Raw genomic sequence first — 12522 nt, forward strand, 5'->3', positions numbered from 1 at the left:
ATGTCGTCCGACCAGAACCCCCGGACCGACCGGCCCGAGCGGGCCGAGAAGCCGTCCATCCTCGGACCGGCCGCCGGCTTCGGCGTGACCTTCAAGGCCATGTTCAAGAAGCGGCTCACCGAGCAGTACCCGGAGCAGAAGAAGCCCACCGCACCGCGCTTCCACGGCCGCCACCAGCTGAACCGGCACCCGGACGGCCTGGAGAAGTGCGTCGGCTGCGAGCTGTGCGCCTGGGCCTGCCCGGCCGACGCCATCTATGTCGAGGGCGCGGACAACCGGGAGGAGGAGCGCTACTCGCCCGGTGAGCGGTACGGCGCGGTGTACCAGATCAACTACGCCCGCTGCATCCTGTGCGGCCTGTGCATCGAGGCCTGCCCGACCCGGGCGCTCACCATGACCAACGAGTACGAGCTCGCGGACTCCTCCCGGCAGGACCTCATCTTCACCAAGGAGCAACTGCTGGTCGGCCTCACCGAGGGCATGGTCGACACCCCGCACTCGATCTTCCCGGGCGCCGACGAGGGCGCGTACTACCGGGGCGAGATCACCGCGGCGGCGCCGGACACGGTCCGTCAGGAGCGCACCGACCGGGAGAAGGAGGCGCACTCGTGACCGCCGCCCCCGCCACCCTCGCCGCCGTCACGGGTGCCACCTCCACCGGCGAGGCCGTCCAGTTCTGGGTGCTCGCGGTGATCGCCGTCGGCGGCGCGCTCGGCATGCTGCTGATGAGGAAGGCGGTGCACAGCGCGCTCTGCCTGGCCGCCACCATGCTCGCCCTGGCGGTCTGTTACATGGCCCAGGGCGCGGTGTTCCTGGGCGTGGTGCAGATCGTCGTCTACACCGGCGCGATCATGATGCTCTTCCTGTTCGTGGTGATGCTGGTCGGCGTGACCAGCGAGGACTCGCTGAAGGAACAGCTGAAGGGCCAGCGGGTGGCCGCGGTGCTCTGCGGCCTCGGCTTCGGCGTGCTGCTGGTCGCCGGGATCGCCAACGCCCGGCTGGACACCTTCGGCGGTCTGGCCGAGGCGAACGCCGAGGGCAACGTCCAGGGCCTGGCCCGGCTGATCTTCACCAAGTACGTGTGGGCCTTCGAGGTCACCGGCGCGCTGCTGATCACGGCCGCGATCGGGGCCATGGTGCTGACCCACCGCGAGCACGTGAGGCCCCCGAAGACCCAGCGCGAGCTGGCCGCCCAGCGGGTCGCCGACAACCTGCAGGTCCCGCCGCTGCCCGCGCCCGGCGTCTACGCCCGGCACAACGCGGTGGACATCCCGGGCCTGCTGCCGGACGGCTCGATCGCCGAGGACTCGGTGATGCAGACCCTGCGCGAGCGCGGCCAGATCCGCGACGTCAGCCAGGAGATGCTGGCCCGGATGGCCGAGCTGGAGGCCACCACCGCCGACTGGCTGGGCCGCCCGCGGTCCGAGCGCCCGCCGGTGACCGGTCCGCGCCAGGCGCTGGAGCCGGTGGCCGCCAACCGCACGCCGCCGGCGGCCCGCCCGGCACCCGACCACGACGAGGAGGGGGCGGAGTGAATCCGGTCAACTACCTCTATCTCTCCGCCCTGCTGTTCACCATCGGTGCCTCCGGCGTACTGATCCGGCGGAACGCGATCGTCCTGTTCATGTGCGTCGAGCTGATGCTCAACGCCTCCAACCTGGCACTGGTCACCTTCTCCCGGATGCACGGCAACCTGGACGGCCAGATCATCGCGTTCTTCACCATGGTGGTCGCCGCGGCCGAGGTCGTGGTCGGCCTCGCGATCATCGTTTCGATCTTCCGGACCAGGCACTCCGCTTCGGTCGACGACAGCAACCTGATGAAGCTGTAGGCGGAGGGCCTCGGTGAACTCTCTCATTCCGCTGCTGGTCGCGGCTCCGCTGGCCGGCGCCGCCCTGCTGCTGCTCGGCGGCCGGGCGTTCGACCGGTACGGCCACTGGCTGGCCACCGCGCTCGCCGCCCTGTCCTTCGGCTTCGGCCTCGCGCTGTTCTCGGACCTGCTCGGGCGGGACGCCGAGGAACGCACCCTGACCGAGCACCTGTTCAGCTGGATCCCGGTGAACGGCTTCCAGGCCGACATCGCGTTCCGGCTCGACCAGCTCTCGATGACCTTCGTCCTGCTGATCACCGGCGTCGGCACGCTGATCCACCTCTACTCGGTGGGCTACATGGCGCACGACGAGCGCCGGCGCCGCTTCTTCGCCTACCTGAACCTCTTCCTGGCGGCCATGCTGCTGCTGGTGGTGGCCGACAACTACCTGCTGCTGTACTTCGGCTGGGAGGGCGTGGGCCTCGCCTCGTACCTGCTGATCGGCTTCTGGCAGCACAAGCCGAGCGCCGCGACGGCCGCCAAGAAGGCGTTCATCGTCAACCGCGTCGGCGACATGGGCCTGTCGATCGCGATCATGCTGATGTTCGTCGAGTTCGGCTCCTTCGCCTTCGAGCCGGTCTTCGCCACCGCCGGCAGCGCGAGCGAGGGCAAGCTGACCGCGATCGGCCTGATGCTGCTGCTCGCGGCGTGCGGCAAGTCCGCGCAGGTGCCGCTGCAGTCCTGGCTCGGCGACGCCATGGAGGGCCCGACCCCGGTCTCCGCGCTGATCCACGCGGCCACCATGGTGACCGCCGGCGTCTACCTGATCACCCGCTCCGGGGCGATCTTCAACCTGGCGCCGGACGCGCAGACCGCCGTCGTGGTGGTGGGCGCGGTCACCCTGCTGTTCGGGGCGATCGTCGGTTGCGCCAAGGACGACATCAAGAAGGCGCTGGCCGGGTCGACCATGTCGCAGATCGGCTACATGATCCTCGCGGCCGGCCTCGGCCCGATCGGCTACGCCTTCGCGATCATGCACCTGGTGACCCACGGCTTCTTCAAGGCCGGGCTGTTCCTCGGCGCCGGGTCGGTCATGCACGGCATGAACGACGAGGTGAACATGCGTCACTACGGCGGCCTGCGCAAGTACATGCCGGTCACCTTCGTCACCTTCGGCCTCGGCTACCTGGCCATCATCGGCTTCCCGGGTCTGTCGGGCTTCTTCTCCAAGGACAAGATCATCGAGGCGGCGTTCGCCAAGGGCGGCACGGAGGGCTGGATCCTCGGCCTGTGCGCCCTGACCGGCGCCGCCGTCACCGCGTTCTACATGACCCGGGTGATGATCCTGACCTTCTTCGGCGAGAAGCGCTGGCAGCCGGACGCCGAGGGCAACGAGCCGCACCCGCACGAGTCGCCGCGCACCATGACCGTTCCGATGATCGTGCTGGCCTTCGGCTCGGTCTTCGCCGGCGGGCTGTTCGCGTTCAACGAGTCCTTCCTCACCTGGCTGGAGCCGGTCACCGGGTACGAGCACGGTCACTCGCCGCTCGGCGAACTCACCGTCACCCTGCTGACCAGCGCCTGCATGCTGGCCGGCGTGGCGCTCTCGTACCTCGTGTACGGCCGCTCGGCCGTCCCGGTGGTGCCGCCGTACGGCTCCCCGCTCACCCGGGCCGCCCGCCGGGACCTCCTCCAGGACGACTTCAACCACGCCGTCCTGGTCCGCCCGGGCTCGGCGCTCACCGCGGCCCTGGTCTACTTCGACAGCCGCGGCCTGGACGGCTTCGTCAACGGCCTGGCCGCCACCATCGGCGGCGTCTCCGGCCGGCTGCGGCGGATCCAGAACGGCTACGTCCGCACGTACGCGCTCTCCATGTTCGGCGGCACGCTGGTGCTGGTCGCCACGACTCTCCTGATGAGGTCCGTCTGATGAACCGTCCTCACCCACACCGTCGGGAGGCCGAGGCATGAGCGCCCTCCTCACCGCCACCTGCGTCGTCCCGGCGGCCGGCGCGGTGGTCACCGCGGCGCTGCCCGCCGGGACCACCGAGGCGCGGCGGCGGACCACCAAGACCGTGGCACTGGCCTTCTCCGCCGTCACCCTGGCCCTGACGGCCGTGGTGACCGCCCGGTTCGACCCGGACGGCGCGCGCTACCAGCTGACCGAGTCCTACAGCTGGATCCGCTCCTTCGGCATCACGTTCTCGCTCGGCGTGGACGGCATCGGCGCCGTCCTCGCCCTGCTCACCGCCGTCCTGGTGCCGGTGGTGCTGCTCGCCTCCTGGCACGACGCCGACCCGGCCGCGGCGGCCGGGGGGTCCGCGGACCCCGACACCTTCGAGACGCGCCGCCGCACCCAGGCCTTCTTCGCGCTGGTCCTGGCGGTGGAGGCGATGGTGGTCGTCTCCTTCTACGCCACCGACGTCTTCCTCTTCTACGTCTTCTTCGAAGCCATGCTGATCCCGATGTACTTCCTCATCGGCGGCTTCGGCGACCGGGCGGGCGGCCCCGACTCGGCCCGCCAGCGCTCCTACGCGGCGGTCAAGTTCCTGCTCTACAACCTGCTCGGCGGCCTGGTCATGCTGGCGGCCGTGATCGGTCTGTACGTGATCGCGCAGGGCCAGGGCCTCGGCACCTTCGACCTGCAGACCCTCACCGGCGCGATCGCCGACGGCCGGCTGGAGATCGGCGGCACCGCGGAGAAGGCGCTGTTCCTCGGCTTCTTCTTCGCCTTCGCCGTCAAGGCCCCGCTCTGGCCGCTGCACACCTGGCTGCCGAACGCGATGGGCGAGGCCACCGCCGGCACCGCCGTGCTGATCACCGCCGTGGTGGACAAGGTCGGCACCTTCGCGATGCTCCGCTTCTGCCTCGGGCTCTTCCCGGACGCCTCGAAGACCTTCGCCCCCGCGATCCTGGTCCTCTCGGTGATCGGGATCATCTACGGCGCGCTGCTGGCGATCGGCCAGAAGGACATCAAGCGGCTGGTCGCCTACGCCTCGATCTCGCACTTCGGCTTCATCATCATGGGCATCTTCGCGCTGACCAGCCAGGGCCAGAGCGGAGCCACCCTCTACATGGTCAACCACGGCATCTCCACCGCCGCGTGGATGCTGGTGGCCGGTTTCCTGATCTCCCGCCGCGGCTCCCGGCTGATCGCCGACTACGGCGGCGTGCAGAAGGTCGCCCCGGTGCTCGCCGGGACCTTCCTGATCGGCGGCCTCGCCACCCTCTCGCTGCCCGGGCTGGCGCCCTTCGTCAGCGAGTTCCTCGTCCTGGTCGGCACCTTCTCCCGCTACCCGGCGGTCGGCATCGTCGCCACCTTCGGCATCGTGCTGGCCGCGCTGTACGCCCTGCTGCTCTACCAGCGCACCATGACCGGCCCGGTCAAGGAGGGCGTGCGCGGCATGCCGGACCTCAGGGCCCGCGAACTCGCCGTGGTGGCACCGCTGGTGGCACTGACCCTGCTGCTCGGCGTCTACCCGAAGCCGCTCACCGACCTGGTGAACCCCTCGGTGGACGCGACGCTCTCGCAGGTGCACCAGACCGACCCGGCGCCGGCCCATCCGGTCGCCGCCGACCACGGGACCGGCCAGGACGGGACCGCCCGCTCAGGAGGTGAGCACAAGTGAGCAGCACCGGATGGCTCGCCGCCGCCGGCGGCGGAACCCAGAGCATCCCCGCACCGCACATCGAGTACGGACAGCTGTCGCCGATGCTGGTGGTGTTCGGCGCCGCCGTCGCCGGCATCCTGCTGGAGGCCTTCCTGCCGAGGCGGACGCGGCACTGGGCCCAGGTGGTGACGGCCCTGGTGGGCCTGGCCGGCGCGTTCGTCGCCGTCCTGGTGCTGGCCGCGCAGGGCTACGGCACCACCAAGGTCGACGCGGTCGCGATGGGCTCGGTCGCCCTGGACGGCCCGACGCTGTTCCTCCAGGGCGTGATCCTGCTGGTCGCCGTGGTCGCGGTGCTGACCTACGCCGAGCGCCGGCTGGAGCCCAGGGCCGGCGGCGAGCCCGCCGACGCCTTCACCGCCCAGGCGTCCGCCACCCCCGGCGGCGAGCAGGAGCGCGGGGCGATCCGGGCCGGGTTCACCACCAGCGAGGTCTTCCCGCTCACCATGTTCGCGGTCGGCGGCATGCTGCTGTTCCCGGCCGCCAACGACCTGCTGACCATGTTCGTCGCGCTGGAGGTCTTCTCCCTCCCGCTCTACCTGCTCTGCGCGCTGGCCCGGCGCCGCCGGCTGCTCTCCCAGGAGGCGGCGGTCAAGTACTTCCTGCTCGGTGCCTTCGCCTCGGCGTTCTTCCTGTTCGGCACCGCGCTGCTGTACGGCTACGCGGGCAGCGTGCGGCTCGGCGAGATCGCCGACGTCATCGCCGGCAACGCGCTGCTCACCCCGGCACTGGTGTCCTCGACCCAGAACGACGCGCTGCTGCTGATCGGCCTGGCGATGCTCACCGTCGGCCTGCTCTTCAAGGTCGGCGCGGTGCCGTTCCACGCCTGGACCCCGGACGTCTACCAGGGCGCGCCGACCCCGGTCACCGGCTTCATGGCGGCGGCCACCAAGGTGGCCGCGTTCGGCGCCGTGCTGCGGCTGTTCTACGTGGCCTTCCCGGCGCTCCGGCTGGACTGGCGGCCGGTGCTGTGGGGTGTGGCGATCCTCACCATGGTGGTCGGCGCGGTCCTCGCGGTCACCCAGCAGGACGTGAAGCGGCTGCTCGCCTACTCCTCGATCGCGCACGCCGGCTTCATCCTCACCGGGGTGATCGCCAGCAACCGGCAGGGCGTCGGCTCGGTGCTGTTCTACCTGCTGGCGTACTCCTTCGTGACGCTCGGCGCGTTCGCCGTGGTCACCCTGGTGCGCGACTCCAAGGGCGAGGCCACCCACCTGTCCAGCTGGGCCGGGCTGGGCCGGCGCTCGCCGCTGGTCGCAGCGGTGTTCGCGCTCTTCCTGCTGGCCTTCGCGGGCATCCCGCTGACCTCGGGCTTCACCGGCAAGTTCGCGGTGTTCCAGGCCGCGGCGGCCGGCGGGGCGACCCCGCTGGTGATCGTGGGCGTGCTCAGCTCGGCGGTGGCGGCGTTCTTCTACATCCGGGTCATCGTGCTGATGTTCTTCTCCGAGCCGCGGCCGGGCGGCCCGACCGTCGCCATCCCGAGCGCCTTCACGGCGACCGCGATCGGCGTCGGCGTGCTGGTCACGGTCGGCCTCGGACTGCTCCCGCAGTACTTCCTGGACCTCGCCTCGAAGGCCGTGTTCTTCGTCGGCTGACCGTCCGCCACGGCGGGGCCGACCTGCCCGCCGAACGCACCGACGACCGTCCGGGTCGCGCCCCGAGCGCGGCCCGGACGCGCCGTTGCGGCATCCGTGCTGGCCAGCGGGGACGCTCCGGGCATGACAGAGCCGCACGCCCGTGCAGTGATCCACTCACGACCGGATACCCTGCCTGTATGGCCAGCGGCGGCACTCAGGGACCGGGCCGCTAGATCGACCAGGGACAGAGGAGTGGTCTTCGTGACCGTCGTGGGACCCTTTGGGCTCAGCGTGCAGGACCGCGATCTGACCCGCGACGTCCAGGCCGGGATGGACGCGGTGGAGATCGCGCTCACCGACGCCGTGAAGAGCGACGTCCCGTTCATCACCGTCACCGCCAGCCACCTGATGGAGGCCGGCGGCAAGCGCTTCCGGCCGCTGCTGGTGCTGCTCGCCGCCCAGTTCGGCGACGCCAACGCGCCCGGCGTGGTGCCGGCCGCCGTCGTCGTCGAGCTCACCCACCTCGCCACCCTGTACCACGACGACGTCATGGACGAGGCCCCGGTGAGACGCGGCGCCCCCAGCGCCAACTCCCGGTGGGACAACTCGGTCGCCATCCTGACCGGCGACTTCCTCTTCTCCCGGGCCTCCCAGGTGCTCGCCGACCTCGGCCCGGAGGCCGTCCGGCTGCAGGCCGACGCGTTCGAGCGGCTGGTCACCGGCCAGATCCTGGAGACCGCGGGCCCCGGGCCGGAGGACGACCCGCTCGACCACTACCTGAACGTGCTGGCCGGCAAGACCGGTTCACTGATCGCCGTCTCCTGCCGGATAGGAGCACTGGCGGCCGGCGCCGACCCCCTGGTGATCGACATCCTCAGCGCCTTCGGCGAGCGGATCGGCATCGCCTTCCAGCTGGCCGACGACGTGCTGGACATCGCCAGCGACGGCCACGAGTCCGGCAAGACCCCCGGCACGGACCTGCGCGAGGGCGTGGAGACCCTGCCGACCCTGCTGCTGCGGCAGATGCCCGCCGACCCGGCCGACCCGGAGGACACCCGGCTGCGCGAGCTGCTCCACCAGGACCTCGCCGACGACGAGCTGCACGCCGAGGCGCTGCGGCTGCTGCGCCGCCACCCGGCGCTGGAGCACGCCCGCCGGGAGACCCTGCGGCACGCCGAGGAGGCCCGCGCGCTGCTGGACCAGCTGCCCGGCGGCCCGGCCAAGGACGCCCTCCAGGCGCTCTGCGACGGGGTGGCCATCCGCACCATGTGACGGGCGCCGGGCGGCCGCCGGACCGCCGGGGCCGATCACGGCCCGCCGCCCCGGGGCGCGCGGGGATGGGGGAGACTGACACCCGTCAGCACCGTGACCGCAGTTCCGCCCATCCGGAAGGCCGCCATGCTTCGCGTCGTCATCGCCGAGGACTCCGTACTGCTGCGGGAGGGTCTGACCCGGTTGCTCACCGACCGCGGCCTGGAGGTGGTGGCCGGCGTCGGCGACGGCGACGCGCTGATCAGGACCATCCACGAGCTGGCCGCCGCCGACGCGCTGCCCGACGTGGTGGTCTCCGACGTGCGGATGCCCCCCACCCACACCGACGAGGGACTGCGCGCCTGCGTCGCCCTCCGCGCCCTCCACCCGGGGCTCAACGTGCTGGTGCTCTCCCAGTTCGTCGAGGAGCGCTACGCCTCCGAACTGCTGGCCGGTTCCACCCGGGGCGTCGGCTACCTGCTGAAGGACCGGGTCGCCGAGGTCCGCGAGTTCGTGGACGCGGTGGTCCGGGTCGCCGAGGGCGGTACCGCGCTGGACCCGGAGGTCGTCCAGCAGCTGCTCAGCCGCAGCCGCAAGGGCGACGTGCTGGCCGGGCTGACCCCCCGCGAGCGCGAGGTGCTGGGGCTGATGGCGGAGGGCCGGACCAACACCGCGGTGGCGAAGCAGCTGGTCGTCTCCGAGGGCGCGGTGGAGAAGCACGTCAGCAACATCTTCCTCAAGCTGGGCCTCTCGCAGAGCCCGGGGGACCACCGCCGGGTCCTCGCGGTACTCACTTATCTGAATTCCTGACCGGCTCGCCGCCGCCTCCGCCGGATCGTGTGTTCGCATTCGAACCGACCCCCCGCGCCGGGGTACGGAATCGGTCATCCGGGGCGTTGTTGACGAGTGCGACGGTGATTTTCCGCCGCATCGAGGAGTTCCGTCCAAGGCAATCCCCGCGTGCATAGGATGCGAGAGGTGCACCAGGCGGACGGGGCACACGGCTCACGCCCGCGGCTGGTGCCCACGAGGAGGTCCGCGGCAGTGACCAGTCAGGTCGATCAGTCGGAAGCAGTGGACGGCCCGGACGGCGGCGAGGGCCGCCCCGGGCCCGGTGGGGGCAGCTCCGGCCCCGCCGCGCCGGTCGGTCCGCAGCACAGGGGTGCCAAGCCGATCCGCCGGCTGGACCGGGTGATCATCAGGTTCGCCGGGGACTCCGGCGACGGCATGCAGCTCACCGGTGACCGCTTCACCTCGGAGACGGCGTCCTTCGGCAACGACCTCTCCACCCTGCCCAACTTCCCGGCCGAGATCAGGGCCCCCGCCGGAACCCTGCCGGGCGTCTCGTCCTTCCAGCTCCACTTCGCCGACCACGACATCCTCACCCCGGGGGACGCGCCCAACGTCCTGGTGGCGATGAACCCGGCCGCGCTCAAGGCCAACCTGCCCGACCTGCCGCGCGGTGCGGAGATCATCGTCAACACCGACGAGTTCACCAAGCGGGCGCTGGCCAAGGTCGGCTACGCCGCGGACCCGCTGGGGGACGGCTCGCTGGAGGGCTACCACCTGCACAAGGTGCCGCTCACCACGCTGACCCTGGAGGCGCTCAAGGACAGCGGGCTGGCCCGCAAGGACGCCGAGCGGGCGAAGAACATGTTCGCGCTGGGCCTGCTCTCCTGGATGTACCACCGCCCCACCGGCGGCACCGAGTCCTTCCTGCGCACCAAGTTCGCCAAGAAGCCGCAGATCGCCGAGGCCAACATCATCGCCTTCCGGGCCGGCTGGAACTTCGGCGAGACCACCGAGTCCTTCGCGGTGTCCTACGAGGTCCCGCCGGCCAAGCTGCCGCCGGGCCGCTACCGCAACATCTCCGGCAACCTGGCGCTGTCCTACGGCCTGATCGCGGCGGCCGAGCGCTCCGGGCTGCCGCTCTACCTGGGCTCGTACCCGATCACCCCGGCCTCGGACATCCTGCACGAGCTCAGCCGGCACAAGAACTTCGGCGTGCGCACCTTCCAGGCCGAGGACGAGATCGCCGGCATCGGCGCGGCGCTCGGCGCGGCGTTCGGCGGCGCGCTCGGCGTGACCACCACCTCCGGCCCCGGTGTGGCGCTCAAGAGCGAGACCATCGGACTGGCGGTCTCGCTCGAACTCCCGCTGCTGGTGGTGGACATCCAGCGCGGCGGCCCGTCCACCGGTCTGCCCACCAAGACCGAGCAGGCCGACCTGCTGCAGGCGATGTTCGGCCGCAACGGCGAGGCCCCGGTGCCGATCGTCGCCCCCGCCACTCCGGCCGAGTGCTTCGACGCGGCGCTGGAGGCGGCCCGCATCGCGGTCACCTACCGGACCCCGGTCTTCCTGCTCTCGGACGGCTACCTGGCCAACGGCTCGGAGCCCTGGCGGATCCCGGAGGTCGGTGAACTGCCCCGGATCGAGCCGGACTTCGCGACCGGCCCGAACCGCGAGGACGGCGAGTTCTGGCCGTACCTGCGCGATCCGCAGACGCTCGCCCGCCCGTGGGCGGTGCCCGGCACGCCCGGTCTGGAGCACCGGATCGGCGGCATCGAGAAGCAGGACGGCACCGGCAACATCTCCTACGACCCGGCCAACCACGACTTCATGGTCCGCACCCGGCAGGCCAAGGTCGACGGCATCGCGGTGCCCGACACGGCGGTCGACGACCCCTCCGGCGAGGCCCGGGTGCTGGTGCTGGGCTGGGGCTCGACGTACGGTCCGATCACCGCGGCGGTCCGCCGGGTGCGGGCGGACGGCGGCGAGGTCGCCCAGGCGCACCTGCGCAACCTCAACCCCTTCCCCGCCAACCTGGGTGCGGTGCTGCGCGGTTACGACAAGGTCATCGTCCCCGAGATGAACCTCGGCCAGCTGGCGCTGCTGCTGCGCGCCCGGTACCTGGTGGACGCGGAGTCCTACAACCAGGTGCGCGGACTTCCCTTCAAGGCTGCCCAGTTGGCGGACGTGCTGTGGGCGGCGATCGGCACCCTGGACGAGGAGGACAACCGATGAGTGAGAAGTTCCCCTCCTTGAAGCTGGTCCCGAAGACCGAGGCGCCGCAGAGCGCCAAGGACTTCAAGACGGACCAGGAGGTGCGCTGGTGTCCGGGCTGCGGGGACTACGCGATCCTGGCCGCCGTGCAGGCGTTCATGCCGGAGCTGGGGATCAGACGGGAGAACACCGTCTTCGTCTCCGGCATCGGCTGTTCGTCCAGGTTCCCCTACTACATGAACACCTACGGGGTGCACTCGATCCACGGCCGCGCCCCGGCGATCGCCACCGGTCTGGCCACCGCCCGGCGGGACCTCAGCGTCTGGGTGGTGACCGGCGACGGCGACGCGCTGTCGATCGGCGGCAACCATCTGATCCACGCGCTGCGCCGCAATGTGAATCTGAAGGTCCTGCTGTTCAACAACCGTATCTACGGCCTGACCAAGGGCCAGTACTCGCCGACCAGCGAGGTCGGGAAGATCACCAAGTCCACGCCGATGGGTTCGCTGGACGCGCCGTTCAACCCGCTCTCGCTGGCGATCGGCGCGGAGGCCACCTTCGTCGCCCGGACCATCGACTCCGACCGCCGGCACCTCCAGGAGGTGCTGCGCGCGGCGGCCGAGCACGAGGGCACGGCCCTGGTCGAGATCTACCAGAACTGCAACATCTTCAACGACGGCGCGTTCGAGGTGCTGAAGGAGGCCGGCACCCGGGACGAGGCGCTGATCCGGCTGGAGCACGGCCGGCCGGTGCGCTTCGGTGCGGACCGCGCCCGGGGCGTGTTCCGCGGGGCCGACGGCGAGCTGTTCGTGGACGCCGTCACGGCGGAGAACGAGTCGGCCGTCCTGGTCCACGACGCCCACGCGGCCGGCCCGGCCACGGCGTTCGCGCTCTCCCGGATCGCCGACGCGGACACCCTGCACCACACCCCGATCGGGGTGCTCCGCGACGTCCGCCGCCCGGTGTACGACGAGCTGATGGCCGGCCAGCTGGCCACCGCGGCCGCCGACCGGGGCCCGGGCGACCTGGGCGCGCTGCTGCTGGGCGGCGACACCTGGACGGTCGACTGAGCCCGGGCCGGTCCCGGTACGACGACGGCGCCCCCGGCCATCTCCCGGCCGGGGGCGCCGCCGTGGGGGGGGGACCCCCCCCCGGCCGGCCCCCGGCGGGGGCGGCGGCGCCGGCCCCACCCCCCCCACGATGACAACCCCCC

The 12522-nt window shown here is 71.5% G+C and carries 10 protein-coding genes; all 10 read left to right on the plus strand.

Annotated elements, in window-relative coordinates; all coding sequences use genetic code 11:
* The 10 genes from nuoI to ACFCX4_RS06680 all read left to right on the plus strand — a co-directional run bounded on the left by nuoI (window position 1) and on the right by ACFCX4_RS06680 (window position 12379).
* Window positions 1-612, plus strand: coding sequence for an NADH-quinone oxidoreductase subunit NuoI (nuoI, locus tag ACFCX4_RS06635; protein WP_376139421.1), 612 nt, complete (start codon window positions 1-3; stop codon window positions 610-612).
* Window positions 609-1535, plus strand: a complete 927-nt coding sequence (locus ACFCX4_RS06640; RefSeq protein WP_376139423.1) for an NADH-quinone oxidoreductase subunit J — start codon at window positions 609-611, stop codon at window positions 1533-1535. Before nuoI ends, ACFCX4_RS06640 begins: the two co-directional genes overlap by 4 nt.
* Window positions 1532-1831 (plus strand): NADH-quinone oxidoreductase subunit NuoK, encoded by a 300-nt coding sequence (gene nuoK, locus ACFCX4_RS06645; RefSeq protein WP_030300898.1) that lies wholly within the window; start codon window positions 1532-1534, stop codon window positions 1829-1831. Before ACFCX4_RS06640 ends, nuoK begins: the two co-directional genes overlap by 4 nt.
* Window positions 1832-1844: 13 nt before the next feature.
* Window positions 1845-3740 (plus strand): NADH-quinone oxidoreductase subunit L, encoded by a 1896-nt coding sequence (nuoL, locus tag ACFCX4_RS06650; protein ID WP_376139424.1) that lies wholly within the window; start codon window positions 1845-1847, stop codon window positions 3738-3740.
* Window positions 3741-3777: 37 nt separating this feature from the next.
* On the plus strand, window positions 3778-5439 hold the full coding sequence (locus tag ACFCX4_RS06655) for an NADH-quinone oxidoreductase subunit M (RefSeq protein ID WP_376139425.1): 1662 nt from the start codon (window positions 3778-3780) through the stop codon (window positions 5437-5439).
* Complete coding sequence (nuoN, locus tag ACFCX4_RS06660) at window positions 5436-7073, plus strand: NADH-quinone oxidoreductase subunit NuoN (RefSeq protein WP_376139427.1); 1638 nt, start codon at window positions 5436-5438, stop codon at window positions 7071-7073. The genes ACFCX4_RS06655 and nuoN overlap by 4 nt, the downstream gene beginning before the upstream one ends.
* A gap of 243 nt (window positions 7074-7316) precedes the next feature.
* On the plus strand, window positions 7317-8327 hold the full coding sequence (locus tag ACFCX4_RS06665) for a polyprenyl synthetase family protein (protein WP_376139428.1): 1011 nt from the start codon (window positions 7317-7319) through the stop codon (window positions 8325-8327).
* Between the two features lie 126 nt (window positions 8328-8453).
* Window positions 8454-9116 (plus strand): LuxR C-terminal-related transcriptional regulator, encoded by a 663-nt coding sequence (locus ACFCX4_RS06670; protein ID WP_376139430.1) that lies wholly within the window; start codon window positions 8454-8456, stop codon window positions 9114-9116.
* Window positions 9117-9350: 234 nt separating this feature from the next.
* Window positions 9351-11330, plus strand: a complete 1980-nt coding sequence (locus tag ACFCX4_RS06675; protein WP_376139432.1) for a 2-oxoacid:acceptor oxidoreductase subunit alpha — start codon at window positions 9351-9353, stop codon at window positions 11328-11330.
* Complete coding sequence (locus ACFCX4_RS06680) at window positions 11327-12379, plus strand: 2-oxoacid:ferredoxin oxidoreductase subunit beta (RefSeq protein WP_376139433.1); 1053 nt, start codon at window positions 11327-11329, stop codon at window positions 12377-12379. The genes ACFCX4_RS06675 and ACFCX4_RS06680 overlap by 4 nt, the downstream gene beginning before the upstream one ends.
* The last annotated feature ends 143 nt before the right edge of the window (window positions 12380-12522 follow it).

This window comes from Kitasatospora sp. NPDC056327, assembly GCF_042261735.1.
Lineage (GTDB): Bacteria > Actinomycetota > Actinomycetes > Streptomycetales > Streptomycetaceae > Kitasatospora.

Coding starts and splice junctions, on each gene's coding strand:
- nuoI (WP_376139421.1), top strand. CDS start 1: ATGTCGTCCGACCAGAACCCCCGGACCGACCGGCCCGAGCGGGCCGAG.
- ACFCX4_RS06655 (WP_376139425.1), top strand. CDS start 3,778: ATGAGCGCCCTCCTCACCGCCACCTGCGTCGTCCCGGCGGCCGGCGCG.
- ACFCX4_RS06670 (WP_376139430.1), top strand. CDS start 8,454: ATGCTTCGCGTCGTCATCGCCGAGGACTCCGTACTGCTGCGGGAGGGT.
- ACFCX4_RS06680 (WP_376139433.1), top strand. CDS start 11,327: ATGAGTGAGAAGTTCCCCTCCTTGAAGCTGGTCCCGAAGACCGAGGCG.